General features: G+C 64.9%; 15 protein-coding genes and 1 pseudogene. 12 read left to right on the top strand and 4 right to left on the bottom strand.

Going from position 1 to position 16,930, the window contains the following annotated elements:
• The first annotated feature begins 6 nt into the window (after positions 1-6).
• The 4 genes from JNC62_RS06650 to rpmG all read left to right on the top strand — a co-directional run bounded on the left by JNC62_RS06650 (position 7) and on the right by rpmG (position 2,590).
• A complete protein-coding gene (locus tag JNC62_RS06650) occupies positions 7-459 on the top strand; it encodes a DUF983 domain-containing protein (protein WP_374837144.1) in 453 nt (150 codons plus the stop codon).
• A complete protein-coding gene (locus JNC62_RS06645; RefSeq protein WP_374837142.1) occupies positions 456-1,124 on the top strand; it encodes an NUDIX hydrolase in 669 nt (222 codons plus the stop codon). Before JNC62_RS06650 ends, JNC62_RS06645 begins: the two co-directional genes overlap by 4 nt.
• A 12-nt stretch (positions 1,125-1,136) precedes the next feature.
• A complete protein-coding gene (locus JNC62_RS06640) occupies positions 1,137-2,321 on the top strand; it encodes an MFS transporter (protein ID WP_374837140.1) in 1,185 nt (394 codons plus the stop codon).
• A gap of 101 nt (positions 2,322-2,422) precedes the next feature.
• The gene (rpmG, locus tag JNC62_RS06635) at positions 2,423-2,590 is read left to right on the top strand and encodes a 50S ribosomal protein L33 (protein WP_258162352.1); all 168 of its coding nucleotides are present in this window, start codon (positions 2,423-2,425) and stop codon (positions 2,588-2,590) included.
• 827 nt (positions 2,591-3,417) lie between these two features.
• Here the strand turns inward: rpmG and JNC62_RS06630 are convergent.
• The gene (locus JNC62_RS06630; protein WP_374837137.1) at positions 3,418-4,785 is read right to left on the bottom strand and encodes a PleD family two-component system response regulator; all 1,368 of its coding nucleotides are present in this window, start codon (positions 4,783-4,785) and stop codon (positions 3,418-3,420) included.
• 15 nt (positions 4,786-4,800) lie between these two features.
• Positions 4,801-5,172 (bottom strand): response regulator, encoded by a 372-nt coding sequence (locus tag JNC62_RS06625; protein WP_108001214.1) that lies wholly within the window; start codon positions 5,170-5,172, stop codon positions 4,801-4,803.
• Positions 5,173-5,313: 141 nt separating this feature from the next.
• On the opposite strand from JNC62_RS06625, the gene JNC62_RS06620 reads away from it, so the two are divergent.
• The 4 genes and pseudogenes from JNC62_RS06620 (at position 5,314) to JNC62_RS06605 (ending at position 9,121) form a co-directional block, all read left to right on the top strand.
• A complete protein-coding gene (locus JNC62_RS06620) occupies positions 5,314-5,607 on the top strand; it encodes a DUF3572 domain-containing protein (protein WP_374837135.1) in 294 nt (97 codons plus the stop codon).
• Positions 5,607-6,266, top strand: a pseudogene (locus JNC62_RS06615) (hypothetical protein). Before JNC62_RS06620 ends, JNC62_RS06615 begins: the two are co-directional and overlap by 1 nt.
• Positions 6,267-6,440: 174 nt before the next feature.
• Positions 6,441-7,712, top strand: coding sequence for a DNA polymerase IV (locus JNC62_RS06610; protein WP_374837134.1), 1,272 nt, complete (start codon positions 6,441-6,443; stop codon positions 7,710-7,712).
• 113 nt (positions 7,713-7,825) lie between these two features.
• Positions 7,826-9,121, top strand: coding sequence for a L,D-transpeptidase family protein (locus JNC62_RS06605; protein WP_374837132.1), 1,296 nt, complete (start codon positions 7,826-7,828; stop codon positions 9,119-9,121).
• A 2-nt stretch (positions 9,122-9,123) separates the two neighbouring features.
• Here the strand turns inward: JNC62_RS06605 and hutC are convergent, their stop codons facing one another.
• Together hutC and JNC62_RS06595 are read right to left on the bottom strand one after the other, a co-directional pair.
• Positions 9,124-9,876: a histidine utilization transcriptional repressor HutC gene (hutC, locus tag JNC62_RS06600; protein ID WP_374837130.1), complete on the bottom strand. Its 753-nt coding sequence runs from the start codon at positions 9,874-9,876 to the stop codon at positions 9,124-9,126.
• Between the two features lie 84 nt (positions 9,877-9,960).
• Positions 9,961-11,304: a formimidoylglutamate deiminase gene (locus JNC62_RS06595; RefSeq protein ID WP_374837441.1), complete on the bottom strand. Its 1,344-nt coding sequence runs from the start codon at positions 11,302-11,304 to the stop codon at positions 9,961-9,963.
• Positions 11,305-11,433: 129 nt separating this feature from the next.
• Here JNC62_RS06595 and hutI point away from each other — a divergent pair, with 129 nt between their 5' ends.
• From hutI to hutU, 4 genes are all read left to right on the top strand, one after another.
• Positions 11,434-12,657, top strand: a complete 1,224-nt coding sequence (gene hutI, locus JNC62_RS06590; RefSeq protein ID WP_374837128.1) for an imidazolonepropionase — start codon at positions 11,434-11,436, stop codon at positions 12,655-12,657.
• A gap of 44 nt (positions 12,658-12,701) precedes the next feature.
• Positions 12,702-14,237 carry a histidine ammonia-lyase gene (hutH, locus tag JNC62_RS06585; RefSeq protein ID WP_374837126.1) on the top strand — a complete coding sequence of 512 codons (1,536 nt, stop codon included), beginning with the start codon at positions 12,702-12,704 and terminating at the stop codon, positions 14,235-14,237.
• Positions 14,238-14,396: 159 nt separating this feature from the next.
• Positions 14,397-15,200 (top strand): N-formylglutamate deformylase, encoded by an 804-nt coding sequence (hutG, locus tag JNC62_RS06580; protein WP_374837124.1) that lies wholly within the window; start codon positions 14,397-14,399, stop codon positions 15,198-15,200.
• Positions 15,201-15,216: 16 nt separating this feature from the next.
• Positions 15,217-16,890, top strand: coding sequence for a urocanate hydratase (gene hutU / locus JNC62_RS06575; RefSeq protein WP_374837122.1), 1,674 nt, complete (start codon positions 15,217-15,219; stop codon positions 16,888-16,890).
• Positions 16,891-16,930 lie beyond the last annotated feature (40 nt).

Raw genomic sequence — 16,930 nt, 5'->3', positions numbered from 1 at the left:
ATGGATATGCAGGCGACGTTTCAACAGACGACATCGGGCGCGGACGCTTCGGCAGGACACGACCGGCCGGTCGGCAGGTCGATCAGACGCGGCCTGCTCAACCGATGCCCTGCCTGCGGCGAAGGGCGCCTGTTCCGGGCGTTCCTGAAACCGGTCGACGCCTGTTCGGTTTGCGGCGAAGAGATGGTGCATCACCGCGCCGACGACCTGCCGCCCTACCTCGTGATCACCATCGTCGGTCATATCGTTGTCGCCGGCTACATGATGACCGACCTCATCTTTCCGTTCCCCACATGGGTGCACCTTGCGATCTGGGCCCCCCTGACGCTCCTCGGTGCGCTGGGACTCATGCAGCCGGTCAAGGGCGGCGTGATCGGCCTGCAATGGGCACTCAGGATGCATGGTTTCGGCGGCGAAGCCGATGAACTCGTGGGTCCCCGTCACGACCCGGCCGCATGACGAAACCTGGGTCCTTGCGGCCGGTGGATGCCGCCTCTGTCGTCCTGATCGACCGATCGCAGGACCGGTATCGCGTTCTGGTCGGCAAGCGCAGCAGCAAGCACGTCTTCATGCCGGACCTATACGTCTTTCCGGGCGGTCGCCGCGACCGCCACGATTGGCGCACCCCCGTCAGCGCGCCGCTGCATCCCGCGGCCATCGAGCGCCTGCGCGTGCACACATCGGCGCGAACGGGACAAGCGACGCTCCACGGGCTCGGCGTTGCGGCCCTTCGCGAGCTTCACGAAGAGGCCGGATTGACCATCGGCACCCGCGTCTCCGGCGAACCGGCCGCGCTGCCCTTTCTCCCCGATCTGTCGATGCTGCGCTTCTTCGCCCGCGCGATCACCCCGCCGGGCCAGCCGCGTCGGTTCGACACGCGGTTCTTCGCCCTCTTCACCGATGAAACCGGGATCGACCCGACATCAGCATCGGACAGTCACGAACTTCAGGATTTGCGCTGGGTCGACATATTCGAGCAATTGAACGTCGATATGCCCATGATCACCATCCAGGTGCTCGAGGAACTGAAGCGGTGTCTGCAGCAGGATCCCTCCCTGCCATTCGGGGCGCAGGTGGCTTTCTTTCGGAACCATCGCGGACAAGTCGTTCGCGATATGCTTTAGGGCCATGTGCTGATGTCGAAATCGCAGTCCGGCAAAAAGACCCCGGTGGACAGCATTCACTGGCGCTCGCTTTTCGCCGCAATCGCGGCGATCTCTGCGGTCGGCATTGCGATCGGCCTTGGGCTGCCGCTGCTTAGCATCATCATGGAAAAGCGCGGCATTCCCTCCACGCTGATCGGCCTGAATTCCGCGATGGCGGGCGTCGCTTCGATGCTCGCAGCGCCCTTCACCACGCAGATTGCGCATCGGTACGGCACATCGACCACGATGGTGACGGCGATCGTGCTTGCGGCCGCCAGTTCACTCGGCTTCTACTTCATCCAGAATTTCTGGCTCTGGTTTCCGTTGCGGCTCGTGTTTCATGGCGCGATCACGATGATCTTCATCCTGTCGGAGTTCTGGATCAACGCCGCCGCCCCGCCGCGCCGGCGCGGGCTTGTGCTCGGCATCTACGCCACCGTGCTGTCGCTGGGCTTCGCCGCGGGCCCCCTCCTCTTCTCCCTGCTCGGCAGCGACGGCCCCCGCCCCTTCGCCGTCGGCGCCTTTGTCATCCTGCTCGCAGCCGTTCCCATCCTGATCGCCCGCAAGGAAAGCCCGACCATCGAGGAAAAGCCTGAACTGCATTTTCTGCGCTACGTCTTCCTCGTGCCCACGGCCACCGCCGCGGTGTTCATCTTTGGCGCGGTGGAAGTCGGCGGCCTGTCGCTGTTTCCGATCTATGCGACGCGCATTGGCTTTAGCGAATCGCAGGCGGCCCTGCTACTCACCGTCATGGGAATCGGCAACTTCATCTTCCAGATCCCGCTCGGCATGCTCTCCGACCGGATGAAGGACCGGCGCAGCCTGTTGTCGATCATGGCACTGATCGGACTGATCGGCGCCGCGTCGCTGCCACTGCTGGCGGAAAACTGGCTGTTGATGGCGACGGTGCTGCTGTTCTGGGGCGGCTGCGTTTCCGGTCTCTACACCGTTGGCCTGAGCCATCTCGGCTCGCGCCTGCACGGCGCGGACCTTGCCGCCGCGAACGCTGCCTTCATCTTCTGCTACGCGGTCGGCACCGTCGCCGGGCCGCAGGCCATCGGCGCGGCGATCGACGTCGCGGGCACGAACGGCTTTGCCTGGGCTATCGTGTTCTTCTTCGGTCTCTATGTCGCACTTTCCCTTGCGCGCATGGCGATCCGGCCAAAACGGGCTTGACTTTTCGGGCGCGATTTGTAGTTTCGCGCCACATTTGGAGTTCAACGCCGTGGAACCGGACTGGTCGTCCACGGCTTCGTTTTTGTAAAGGCAGGACGACCATGGCCAAGGCTACCACCATCAAGATCAAGCTGCTGTCGACGGCCGACACCGGCACCTTCTACGTCACGACGAAGAACAGCCGCACGATGACGGAAAAGATGACCAAGACGAAGTATGACCCGGTCGTGCGCAAGCACGTCGAGTTCAAGGAAACCAAGATCAAGTAATCTTGATCTCAAGGTCGTCAAAAGGGCGCGCCCGCGCAAGCGGCGCGCCCTTTTCTATGGCCGGCGCTTTATCCGACCGGCACCAGACACCACGCGTTGGAAGCGATCCCGGGGAGAGTTTTTCGAATGGAGGCGGCGTGAAAACCACAACGCCGCCTCCTTTCGGAAGCGGCGTCGAATGGGGGCCGGCTGAGGAAGACCGCGGCACGAGGATTCCGCTTACGTCGTCACCAGCCGGCCGACCCCACGACCCAGGAGATGCGGCGGACCTAGCATCATGGGGTAACGTAACCGGTAAGGAAGTATTCTCACTCGCCTTGAGGAGAGAATTGCGCGGAATTGAGAAAAAATCAACGAAATCTTAGGCACCGCCGACGCACCGCCGGCAGCCATGGTTAATTCGTTTGCCCGCACTACAGGGAATCAGGCGAAGAAAACGTTATGTTTTACAACAATATTTTTCGGCGAAATCAACAACCCCCAGATGCATGTCGCCGGTCCTATATGCCTTGACCCAAGGTGGCCCCATACACCCTGCGTTCAGAAGACCTTGAATACATTAGCAAACGCAAACAGTAATATAAATTACTAAAAATAGCCTGTGCGGACAATTTTTGACGCCCTCTACAACACATGGGTTAGCAGCCGCTGAGGGCCTGCGGCGCACAGGAAATTTGACCTGTGATCAGGTTTCGCGAATAAAAGCTGTGGAAAACACTTTCCACCAGGAGACTGTGATTTATCTGTCACGGCTCCCGTCGGGTGAATCGCGAAGCCCGCTGGCGCCCGACCACCGGCGAAGGGCCGGCCGGCGTATGAGTGAGTTGCTACGCGGCAGCGGCCACAACGCGGTTACGGCCGCTGCGCTTGGCTTCGTAAAGCGCCCTGTCCGCACGCTTCATCAGCGCGCCCGGACCGTCATCATCACAGAGAAGCGACGCAATGCCGAGTGAAGCCGTCACGCGCAGGGCGGCTGCACCGCCAGGAACCGGAAATGGTTCCTGTTCGATCGTCATCCGCAGCCGCTCGGCGACGGCCGCTGCCGTCTCAGCCGAGGTATCCGGCATGACAAGCACAAATTCCTCTCCGCCGTAGCGGCACGCGAGATCGGCGCCGCGCACAGCGGTCCGCAACCGGTTCGCAAACTCGCGCAGAACCGCGTCGCCGACGTCGTGGCCATAGGTGTCGTTGATCAGCTTGAAGCGGTCGATGTCGGCGATGCACACGGACATCTCGCGACCACGCGCCATCGAGCGGTCCACCAGGAGCTTCAGATGGCTGTCGAGATAGCGGCGATTGTGCAGGCCGGTCAGGCCGTCGATGACCGCGAGTTCGATCGACTGTGTCACGCTGGAGCGAAGCCGGTCGTTGTACCGCTTGCGGCGGATCTGGGTCAGGCTGCGGGCCACAAGCTCGTTCGGCTCGATCGGGCGCATCACGTAGTCCGTCACGCCAAGATCGAGGGCGCGCACCACCATGTCGTCACTGCCCTGGTCGCAGATCAGCAGAATCGGCAGGTAGCGCGTACGCTCCAGCGACCGCAACTGCGAACACAGGCGCAAGGGATCGTAATCGGTGAAATTGGCATTGACGATCACGAGTTCGAACGGATTCTCGGCGGCTTCGAACAGGGCTGCCTGCGGATCGGACATGCAGGTAACGTCGGCAATCGGCCGAAGCGTGCGGACGATCCGCTCCTGCGAACTCCCGCGGCCATCCACGAGCAGCACCGAGCCCGGCTCGTCGCCGAGGGCAGCGGCGAGGTCCGACTCCACACCAAGCGCGTGAGCGGTGGCCGCGCGCCCTCTCAGTTCGTCCGTAAGCGTCTTCAGCCGCACCAGGCTTTTCACCCGCGACATCAGTTGCAGGTCGTTGACGGGCTTGGTCAGGAAGTCGTCAGCGCCAGCCTTGAGCCCCCTCACCCGGTCGGCAGGCTGGTCCAGCGCGGTGACCATCACGACGGGAATATGCGCCGTGCGCGGACTGTCCTTGAGCCGCTCGCACACCTCGAACCCGTCGATGCCCGGCATCATCACGTCGAGCAGGATAAGGTCGACCTGGGTGCGTTCGCAGATCGCAAGCGCATCGTAGCCGTTCGCCGCGGTCAGCACGTCGAAATACTCGGCCAGAAGCCGCGCCTCCAGCAGCTTGACATTGGCGGGAATGTCGTCGACGACCAGGATGCGTGCTGTCATCGTCCCGTTCCCGCCTCAGGCATCGCCCAGATAGGTCTTGATCGTCTCGATGAACTTCGGCACCGAGATGGGCTTGGAGACGTAGGCCTCGCACCCCCCCTGGCGAATCCGCTCCTCGTCGCCCTTCATCGCGAAGGCGGTGACCGCGATGACGGGGATGACGTGCAACTCGTCATCCTCCTTCAGCCACTTCGTGACCTCGAGGCCGGAAACCTCGGGCAACTGGATGTCCATGAGGATCAGATCCGGGCGGTAGCGGCGGGCAAGGTCGAGGGCTTCCATGCCATTTCTGGTCTGGATCGTCGTATAGCCGGACGCCTCGATGAGGTCCCGGAAGAGCTTCATGTTAAGCTCGTTGTCCTCGACTATCATCACCTGTTTCGGCATTACACGTCCTTGCCCCTCACTCCAGCTTTGCAACGCCCCAAGAGAGATATAAGTTGCCGCATCGCCGAATTCACCCAGCACGATCCTGGTGATGATAGCGGCATTTGGTTGACCAAAAGGTAACTTTTCCGGGAAATTGCCATGCAAAGCCAAAAAGATACATCGGCCCAGGACGCCGAGTCGACAGCGATCGCGGTGCTCGCCTGGCTGGCAGGCGAACCGGAACTCCTGTCCCGTTTCCTGGCACTGACCGGCGTCGACCCGTCGGCCGTGCGCGCCGCGGCAACCAACCGCGGTTTCCTCGCAGGCCTCGTCGATTTTCTCATGGGCCACGAGCCGACCCTGATGGCTTTCTGCGAGGCGACCGGAACGAAACCGGAGCAAGTGGTGCGCGCGCACGCCAGCCTCGGCGGCCCCCAAGATGGCGGCTGGTGATGGCCGGCGTGCCCTACACGCTCGACCACATACGCCTTGGCGACCGGCCGCTGCTCGTCTGCGATATCGACGAAGTCGTGCTCGAATATCTTTCGCCGTTCGCCGCCTTCCTGCGGAGCCACGGCCACGACCTGCTGCCACGCTCCTTCCGGCTGCACGGCAACATCATCGACAGCGCAACCGGCGAGGCCGCACTCGATGCGGTGGTCGATGCGCTGCAGGAGGATTTCTTCGCCTCGCAATAGGCCTGGCAGACGCCGGCCGCCCTTGCCGTCGAAACCGTTCAGGCACTTGGCCGCGATGCCGATGTCGTGTTCCTGACCGCCATGCCGCCGCGCCATGTTGCGGCGCGCCGGCGGCTGCTCGACCGCATCGGCCTTGCCTTTCCCATGGTGGCGACGGAGGAGGCGAAGGGACCGGTGGTCAACGCCCTGCACCGCGCCCGAAGCCTGCCGCTCGCCTTCGTCGACGACATCCACTTCAATCACTCTTCGGTCCAGCAAAGCGCGCCTGAGGCGCTGCTCGTCCATTTGATGGCGAACGAGGCGTTCCGCGCGATGGCACCTGACCCCGGCGCGAACGTCCTGCGCGCGACCGACTGGCGCCATGCGGCCAGCCTGATCCGTCGCCATTTCGCAACTCCGGCAGGCGCGGGATGACGACGCATGGCTGAACCGGCAAGCTTGCGTAGGGAAAATCGCCATGCAACCGTCGTCCTCCTTCAAGCCTCATCCAATGCTGCAGCGGGTTCAAGCGCGGGCTCTTGAGACTCATCAGCCTAGAAGCTAAGCTGTCGATGTTCAACTTTTGTTCTCAACATGCAGCAAGCTGAGATGCGCCATCCTGGTTTTTGCCGCGATTGCCTCGCCGGGCAGCCGCCGAAGCAACGCCGTTGCCACAAGTGCGGCAGCCCTCGCCTTGTTTATCACGACGAACTGTACGCGCTGACGCTCGCCCACATCGACTGCGACGCCTTCTATGCCTCGATCGAGAAGCGGGACAATCCGGAGCTTGTCGACAAGCCGGTGATCATCGGCGGCGGAAAACGCGGCGTCGTCTCGACCGCCTGCTACGTCGCCCGCATCCATGGCGTACGCTCGGCGATGCCGATGTTCAAGGCGCTGGAGGCCTGCCCCCAGGCCGTGGTGGTCAAGCCGGACATGGAGAAGTACGTTCGTGTCGGCCGCGAGGTCAGGACGATGATGCAAGACCTGACGCCGCTCGTGCAGCCGTTGTCGATCGATGAGGCCTTCCTGGAGCTCAAGGGCACCGAGCGGCTGCACCACGACCCGCCGGCCCGCGTGCTCGCCCGCTTCGCCCAGCGGGTGGAGCGGGAGATTGGCATCACGATCTCGGTCGGCCTTTCCTACTGCAAGTTTCTCGCCAAGGTCGCATCCGACCTGCAGAAGCCGCGCGGCTTTTCCGTCATCGGCCGGGGCGAGGCGCTCGAGTTCCTGCGGCCGAAATCGGTTCGCCTGATCTGGGGCGTCGGCAAGGCGTTCGCCGAAACGCTGGAACGCGACGGCATCCGCGAGATCGGGCAACTCCAGGCGATGGAGGAGAGCGACCTGATGCGGCGCTATGGCATCATGGGCAAGCGGCTCTACCAGCTCTCGCGCGGGCAGGACGACCGCGAGGTCCACCTGAACGACGCGGCCAAGAGCGTCTCGTCCGAGACGACCTTCTTCGAAGACATTTCCGCCCAGGACGATCTCGTCACCCACCTGCGCCGGCTGAGCGAGCAGGTGGCGGCCCGGCTGCGCAAGGCCGACATCGCCGGCCACACGGTCGTCCTGAAGCTCAAGACCGCCGACTTCAAGAGCCGCACGCGCAACCGCAAGCTGGAAGACCCGACGATGCTCGCCGACCGGATCTTCCGCGTGGGGATGGATTTATTGAAGAAGGAGGTCGATGGCACGAAGTTCCGTCTGATCGGCATCGGCGTTACCGACCTCTGCGATCCGCAGCGCGCAGATCCGCCCGATCTCGTCGATCCGGCCGCCGGCCGGCGCGCCGCAGCGGAGGCAGCGATGAACGCCCTGCGCGACAAGTTCGGCAAGAAGAGCGTCGAAACGGGCTACACCTTCGGCAAGGATCGTGGGTAAAGACACGCGACAGTCTTGCTTGCGCGGCAGCGACAATCGGCGATCATACAGGCTTCCTTAAGGGCTGAGGCTGTAGCCTCGGCATCCCCAGTATCGCGTAAGGGACGGGACACATGCTTTTGCGCCTCGCCACCGGGATCGGTCTCCTCGCCCTGATGGGTACGACCGCGCTTGCCGCAGCGATCGAAGGTCCTTTGCAGCTCATCGTCTCGAGGGACCAGCAGACGCTGAAGGTCTATGACGGCGACCGGATGGTGGCGAGCACCAATATCTCCAGCGGCATGCCGGGATTTATCACGCCAACCGGCATCTTCTCGATTCTGGAGAAGAAGCCGATGCACTACTCCAACATCTATGACGAGGCGCCGATGCCCTTCATGCAGCGGCTGACCTGGTCGGGCATCGCCCTGCATGCGTCGGATCAGGTGCCCGATTACCCTGCCTCGCATGGCTGCATTCGCATCCCCGGAAAGTTCGCAAGGGAACTGTTCACGATGACCCGTCTCGGCGGCCACGTTCTCGTTGCCGGCCGCGACGTCGCACCCCGGCCCGTCGAACACCCGTCCCTGTTCCATCCGGCGCACCGCACCACGGACACGGCTCTGCTTTCGGGTGCGACGCTGCGAACAACAATGCCGGAGACCTCGACCGACGCCGTCCCGGTCACCATCGGCGAGCCCACCACCACCGAAAGCGTCGAGCGCACGCCGCCTTTGGCGCCTGTGCGCATCCTCCTGACACGCCGGACCGAAAACGACACGCTCAAGGACGTCCAGGCCTTGCTGAACGGGCTCGGCTACGATGCGGGCGTTCCGGACGGGAAGCATGGGGAGCTGACGATCGCTGCGATCCGCGCCTTCCAGGCGGCGGAGGGAATGGCCGTCGATGGGACCATCACGCCGGCCCTTGCGGAAGCGGTGTTCCGCAAGGCAGGCCGCGCCCTGCCCCCGAACGGCAAGCTTTTCGTGCGCAGCAACTTCGAACCGATCCTGGAAGGCAATATCACCATCATGGAGCCGCAACTCGAGCTCGGAACACACTTCCTGCTCGCCCGCGACCGTGAGGGGAAGACGATCGACTGGCTCGGGGTGACGATGGACAACGACCTGCCTTACAGCGTGCGCAGCAGGTTCGGCATCAAGGATCCCGCCATGATCGAAGTGTCGAGCACGAAGGATCCGATCACCAGCGCCCTGGACCGCATCGCCATCCCTACGGACCTGCGCCGGCAGGTCGCCGAACTCGTCGGCGCCGGTGCCTCGATCACCATATCGGACGCCGGCTACGAGGCGGAAACGGGCAAGGGGACGGACTTCATCACGCTGACCAATGCCAGCGGTTTCCGCTCCCCGTTTGCCCCGTCGACAACCCCGCGGAAGGAGGAATCCTCGGTCCTGACGATCGAGTGAGATCATCCCTTCGGATGCGTTGGCGCGAATTCGGCGACCAGTTCATGGCTTTCGCCGGGATAGGTCAATCGAACATGGGTGATATAGGCACCACCGCTCCAGGTCCGGCGTTCGATCACCAGGCAGGCCGCGCCGGTTGCGATGCGCAGCGCGTCGGCGACACGCTGTCCGGCGGCAACGGCACGGATGCGATGTTCCGCAGCGCTCCACGGCACCTGTCCGAGCAGCCATTGGCCGGCGGACGCGGCTTCAAAAGCCTCCGCTACCGCCTCGGGCACGGCCTGCAGATTGATCATTCGCTCCTCGAGGCAGAACGGACGCGGACCCGCATGGTGGAGTGCGACGAGCTCGATCAGCTTCGCCCCCGCCGGCAGGTCCAGCAACTTCCGGTCTCCAGCTTTTGCCGCCCGCTCTGACCGTGCCAGCCTTTCATACCGGTACGGCAGCCCCAGGGAGCGCACCTCCGCCTCGATGTCATGGATCTCCAGGACCGCCGACTGGGCGTGAGGCTGCGTGACGAAACTTCCGGACTTGCGCCGCCGCTCGATCAGCCCGCGCTTGACGAGTTCGGTGATGGCTTTGTTCACCGTCATGCGCGAACAGCCGTAGTGCTCGGTCAGCTCGTGTTCAAAGGGGATACGGAAACCCGGCGGCCATTCGCCCGACAGGATCTTGCCTTCCACCTCATCGAGGATGCGCCGGTGCAATGACGGCTCCCGGAGCACAGGGGGCGCAGGCGCATCGATTTCATCCATGTCGGCGACGTCGCCTCCCGCTGTTGATATTCGGCCGCGCAACCTACGAAAGCGCGATCGACGGATCAATCCGTCTGCGCCGCCTCACGCGACGAGTGCACGCATTGCCGCCGAAAAGCGCCTGGCGACCGTGTCCCGCGCGCGATGTCGTCCGTTCTCGACCTGTTTCTTGCCCTGCGCCCAGACGCAATCGACCCGCACACCGCCAGCGAAGATCCACGAATCGAGCAGTGCGTCGCCGGAGATCGGCAGGTCGTGCCGCGGGCGAAGACTGAGGAAATCGGCCAAATTGCCTGCCGCGATGCCACCCGCGGCCCCGAGCGCCGCCGCCCCGCCAAGGACGGCGCCGTCGAACATCGCCCGGCCGGTCGAGCCGCCAGGCAGCGCCAGCACGTTGCGGGCCCGCTGCGCCAGCCGCTGCGAATATTCGAGCTGGCGCAATTCGTCGCCAAGACCGATCAGCACGTTGGAATCGGAGCCGACGCCGAAGCGGCCGCCGGCGGCGATGAAGTCTTCGGCAGGGAAGATGCCGTCGCCGAGATTGGCCTCGGTGACCGGGCAAAGGCCGGCAATGGCGCCGGTCGCTGCCATGCCGCGCGTTTCCGCCGCGGTCATGTGGGTGGCGTGGACCAGGCACCAGCGGCCATCGACCGGCGCGTTCGCCAGCAGCCACTCGACCGGCCGCCTGCCGGACCAGGCAAGGCAGTCCTCGACCTCCCTCATCTGCTCGGCGATGTGGATGTGGATCGGCCCACCATCCGCCATCGCCACCACGTCGGCGAGCTCGTCGGGCGTCACTGCGCGCAGGCTGTGCGGCGCGACGCCGGTCACGCCGCTCGGCAGGCGCGCCGTGAGCTCACGGCAACGCGCCAGAAGCCTGGCGTAGGTCTTGCGGTCGTTGATGAAGCGGCGCTGCCCCTCACCCGGTGCGGCACCGCCAAAGCCGGAATGGGCATAGAAGACGGGCAACAGCGTCAGCCCGATCCCAGTCTCTGACGCCGCAGAAGCGATCCGCGCCGCCATCTCGCCGATGTCGTCATAGGGCCGGCCGTCAGCGTCGTGATGGAGATAGTGAAATTCGCCGACACGGGTAAAGCCGGCCTCCAGCATCTCCACGTAAAGCTGGGCGGCGACCGCCTCGACTTGCTCCGGCGCGATGGACAGCGCGAAACGATACATGACCTCCCGCCAGCTCCAGAAACTGTCGCTGCCGGCGCCGCGCGTCTCCGCCAGCCCGGCCATGGCGCGCTGGAACGCATGGCTGTGAAGGTTCGCCATGCCGGGCACGATCGCATCGTGGTGTTCGTCCCCGCCGGCGGCGGCGGCGCCTGTCTCGACCGCTGAAATGCGCTCTCCCTCAAGCCGGATGCGAACTCCCCTCGCCCAACCTGCCGGAAGCAGCGCCTCCTTCGCGAAAATGACGGCCACTGTGTCCCCCTTCATCCAGCCTCGGCTCCAAACCGCAAATTCGATCTTGCCCGAGATTGTTTATGTATATACATTATGAGCGACAAAGGGAAGAGAGAAACAATGCCGGCGGCAAGTGCGGAAACGAAAATGAACGGGGGAACAGACACGACAGCGCGCCTCTGGCGCAATGCGCGGCTGACGACGTTCGACCCCAACCGCCCTGGAATGGGGACTGTGGAGCGGGGTGCGATTGCCGTTCGGGACGGACGCATCGCCTTTGCAGGTCCGGAGGCCGACGTTCCAGCCGCGCTTCGCGCCCTGGAGCCAATCGATTGCGAGGGCCGGTGGATCACGCCAGGCCTGATCGACGGCCACACCCACCTTGTCCATGCGGGCAACCGCGCCAACGAATTCGAGATGCGCCTCGAAGGGGCCTCCTACGAGGAAATCGCCCGGGCCGGCGGCGGCATCGTCTCCTCCGTCACTGCGCTGCGGGCCGCGAGCGAAGAAGAGCTGGTCGCCCAGAGCCTGCCACGGCTCGACGCGCTGATGGCCGAAGGCGTCACGACGATCGAGATCAAGTCCGGCTATGGGCTCGATCGGGAAAACGAAATGAAGGCGCTGCGCGCGGCGCGGAAGCTGGGCGAATTGAGGGACGTGTCGATCCGCACGACCTTCCTCGGCGCGCATGCGCTGCCGGCCGAGATGAACGGCGACAAGACCGCCTATATCGACAAGGTGGTGTCCGACATGCTGCCGGCCATCGCCGCCGAAGGTCTCGCCGACGCCGTCGACGGATTCTGCGAGGGCATCGCCTTTTCACCCGCCGAAATCGCCCGTGTCTTTGACGCCGCCAGAAATCTGGGCCTGCCAGTCAAGCTGCACGCCGACCAGCTCTCCAACCTGGAGGGGGCGGCACTCGCCGCCGCCTACGGCGCGCTGTCCGCTGACCATCTGGAATACACCGACGCTGCCGGGGCGCGCGCCATGGCAAGGGCCGGAACCGTCGCCGTCATCCTGCCTGGCGCGTTCTACTTCATCCGCGAGACGAAGAAGCCGCCGATCGCGCTCTTCCGCGAGCACGGCGTGAAGATGGCCGTCGCCACCGACAACAACCCCGGCACCTCGCCTCTGACTTCACTCCTGCTGACAATGAACATGGCGGCGACCCTGTTCGGCATGACGGTCGAGGAGTGCCTTGCCGGCACCACCCGCGAGGCCGCCCGCGCGCTCGGCCTCGTTGACGAGGTGGGAACGCTCGAAACCGGGAAGTGGGCCGACTTCGTCCTCTGGGACATCGGCCAGCCCGCGGAGCTTGTCTACCGCATGGGCTTCAATCCGCTCTACCGGCGCGTTCGTCGCGGCCGGTAACACATTTCGCGGCGTCCGCGCCGCTACTGGGAGAGACTTTCGACATGACCATCGTTCTTCATCCGGGCTCCGTGCCGCTCGAGGACCTTGCCACAATCTACTGGACCGGTGAGCCGGCCCGTCTCGATCGTTCCTTCGATGCCCGCATCGAGAAGGCCGCCGCCCGCATCGCCGAGATCGCCGCCGGCAACGCCCCGGTCTACGGCATCAACACCGGCTTCGGCAAACTCGCCTCGATCAAGATCGACGCCGCCGACGTCGCCAACCTGCAGCGCAACCTGATCCTGTCGCATTGCTGCGGCGTCGGCGCACCCCTACCGGAAAACGTTGTCCGGTTGATCATGGCGCTGAAGCTCGTCTCGCTTGGCCGCGGCGCCTCCGGCGTCCGCATCGAAATCGTCCGCCTGATCGAGGCGATGCTCGAAAAGGGCGTCATTCCGGTCATCCCGGAGAAGGGCTCGGTTGGCGCCTCCGGCGACCTCGCACCGCTCGCCCACATGTCGGCGGTAATGATGGGACACGGCGAGGCCTTCTTCGCCGGTGAGCGCATGAGCGGCGCCCGCGCACTCGACAGGGCCGGCCTCACCCCGGTGACGCTCGCCGCCAAGGAAGGCCTGGCGCTGATCAACGGCACCCAGACCTCGACCGCGCTGGCGCTCGCCGGCCTGTTCCGCGCTCACCGCGCCGCGCAGGCAGCACTGATCACCGGCGCCCTTTCGACGGACGCGGCGATGGGCTCCTCGGCGCCGTTCCATCCGGACATCCATACGCTGCGCGGCCACCGGGGCCAGATCGACACCGCCGCCGCACTCCGCACCCTGCTCGAGGGCTCGGCCATCCGCCAGAGCCACATCGAAAGCGACGAGCGCGTGCAGGACCCCTACTGCATCCGCTGCCAGCCGCAGGTCGACGGCGCCTGCCTCGATCTGTTGCGCTCGGTTGCCCGCACGCTCGAGATCGAAGCCAACGCGGTCACCGACAACCCGCTGGTGCTCTCCGACAATTCGGTTGTTTCCGGCGGCAACTTCCACGCCGAGCCGGTAGCCTTCGCCGCCGACCAGATTGCGCTGGCGATCTGCGAGATCGGTGCCATCGCCCAGCGCCGCATCGCGCTGCTCGTCGACCCGGCGCTGTCCTACGGCCTGCCGGCCTTCCTCGCCAAGAAGCCGGGGCTCAACTCCGGCCTCATGATCGCCGAAGTCACCTCGGCCGCGCTGATGAGCGAGAACAAGCAGATGTCGCATCCTGCATCGGTCGATTCCACCCCGACCTCGGCCAACCAGGAAGACCACGTCTCGATGGCCTGCCACGGTGCCCGCCGCCTGCTGCAGATGACCGACAACCTGTTTGCGATCATCGGCATCGAGGCGCTGACCGCCGTCCAGGGCGTCGAGTGCCGCGCGCCGCTTGCGACCAGCCCCGAGCTGCAGAAGGCCGTCACGGCGCTCCGCACCGTCTCCCCGTCGATCGAGGAAGACCGCTACATGGCCGACGACCTGAAGGTTGCCAGCGATCTCGTCGCCTCCGGCAAGCTGAATGCCGCCGTTTCCGCCGGCATCCTGCCGGCACTGGAGGACTGACGATGGCCGCGCCCGCGAAACACCCCTCCCCAACCCCTCCCCACAAGGGGGAGGGGCTTTCTTGGCCTACGCTTGGCATCGACAGGACGCAAAGCCTCGCCGCACGTTTTCTCCCCCCTTGTGGGGGAAATGGCCGGCAGGCCAGAGGGGGTTTTTGACATGTCCAACGTCTTCGAAGTCCGGCAAGGCACCTCGCCGGTCATCCTCGCCTTTCCGCATACGGGGACGATCGTCCCCGATGCGATCCGGGCGCGGCTGAACGACAACGGCCGCATCCTTGCCGATACCGACTGGCACATTTACGAACTCTATGACGGGCTGCTCGACAACGTGACGACGGTGCGGGCGACATTTCACCGCTATGTCATCGACGCCAACCGCGATCCCGAGGGTGCAAGCCTCTATCCCGGCCAGAACACCACGGGCCTGGTGCCCGAGACCGATTTCGACGGCAAGGCGATCTGGAAGGACGGCGAGGCACCGACCGAAGCCGACATCGCCGCGCGGCTGCGGGACTTTCATGCCCCCTATCATGCAGCACTTGCTGCCGAGATCGCGCGGGTGAAGGCGATCCATGGGGTCGCCGTGCTCTATGACTGCCATTCGATCCGCTCGCACATCCCCTTCCTGTTCGAAGGCAAGCTGCCGGACTTCAACATCGGCACGGACATGGGCAAGACCTGCCATCCGGCGATCGAGGCGGCCGCGGTCGAAGTCGCCGCCAAGGCCGAGGGCTATACCAGCGTCCTCAATGGCCGCTTCAAGGGCGGCTGGACCACCCGCCATTACGGCAAGCCGGATACGGGCGTGCACGCGATCCAGATGGAACTGGCGCAATCCACGCATCTGATCTCCGAAACCCCGCCGTTCGCTTACGAGCCGACCAAGGCCGAGCAACTGCGCACCCATCTCAAAATCCTTCTCCAGCGGATCGGACAGATCGCGCCTGGCCTGAAACACTGATCCGGAGGGACCCGCAATGACCAATCCTCGCCACAACATCCGAGACGTTCGCGCCCCCCAGGGCACCCAGCTCAACGCCAAGAGCTGGATGACCGAAGCGCCTCTCAGGATGCTGATGAACAACCTCGACCCAAACGTCGCGGAAAACCCGCACGAACTGGTCGTCTACGGCGGCATCGGCCGCGCCGCCCGCACCTGGGCGGACTTCGACAGCATCGTCGCGACGCTGAAGGACCTCAACGAGGACGAGACGCTGCTCGTCCAGTCCGGCAAGCCGGTCGGCGTGTTCAAGACCCACAAGGATGCGCCGCGCGTGCTGATCGCCAACTCCAACCTGGTGCCGCACTGGGCCACCTGGGACCACTTCAACGAGCTCGACAGGAAGGGTCTCGCCATGTACGGCCAGATGACCGCCGGCTCGTGGATCTATATCGGCACCCAGGGCATCGTTCAGGGCACCTACGAGACGTTCGTCGAGGCCGGCCGCCAGCACTACGGCGGCAACCTCAAGGGCAAGTGGGTGCTGACCGGGGGCTTGGGCGGCATGGGCGGCGCCCAGCCGCTCGCCGCCGTCATGGCCGGCGCCTCCTGCCTTGCCGTCGAGTGCAACCCGGATTCGATCGACTTCCGCCTGCGCACCCGCTACCTCGACGAGAAGGCCGAGACGCTGGACGAGGCGATGGAAATGATCGCCCGCTGGACGAAGAACGGCGAGGCGAAGTCGGTCGGCCTGCTCGGCAACACCGCCGAGATCCTGCCGGAGATGGTCCGCCGCGGCATCCGTCCCGACATGGTCACCGACCAGACCTCGGCGCACGATCCGGTCAACGGCTACCTGCCGAAGGGCTGGACGATGGCGGAGTGGAAGGAAAAGCGCGTCAGCGACCCGAAGGCGGTCGAGAAGGCGGCGCGCGCCTCGATGCGCGAGCACGTCGAGGCGATGATCGCCTTTCAGGACATGGGGATCCCGACCTTCGACTACGGCAACAACATCCGCCAGGTCGCCAAGGACGAGGGCCTCGAAAACGCCTTCGCCTTCCCCGGCTTCGTTCCGGCCTATATCCGCCCGCTGTTCTGCCGCGGCATCGGTCCGTTCCGCTGGGCGGCGCTGTCCGGCGACCCGGACGACATCTACAAGACCGACGCCAAGGTGAAGGAGCTTTTGCCCGACAACAAGCACCTGCACAACTGGCTGGAAATGGCGCGCGAGCGCATCGCCTTCCAGGGCCTGCCGGCGCGCATCTGCTGGGTCGGCCTCGGCGACCGCCACCGCCTCGGCCTCGCCTTCAACGAGATGGTCAAGAACGGCGAGCTGAAGGCCCCGGTCGTCATCGGCCGCGACCACCTGGACTCCGGCTCGGTCGCCTCGCCGAACCGCGAGACGGAAGCGATGAAGGACGGCTCGGACGCCGTTTCCGACTGGCCGCTGCTGAACGCCCTGCTCAACACCGCGTCGGGTGCGACCTGGGTGTCGCTGCACCACGGCGGTGGCGTCGGCATGGGCTTCTCGCAGCATTCGGGCGTGGTCATCTGCTGCGACGGCTCCGACGATGCGGCCCGCCGCATCGAGCGGGTGCTGTGGAACGATCCGGCCACCGGCGTCATGCGCCACGCCGATGCCGGCTACGACATCGCGCTCGACTGCGCCCGCGAAAAGGGTCTTCGCCTGCCGGGCATCCTCGGCAACTGAGCGAATTGATGAGGCCCGGCATGCCGGGCCTCAGTTACCC

This window comes from Mycoplana ramosa (assembly GCF_041930185.1).
GTDB lineage: Bacteria > Pseudomonadota > Alphaproteobacteria > Rhizobiales > Rhizobiaceae > Mycoplana > Mycoplana ramosa.
Note: the sequence above shows the minus strand (reverse complement) of the source record. Positions and strands in the feature narration are given on the sequence as shown.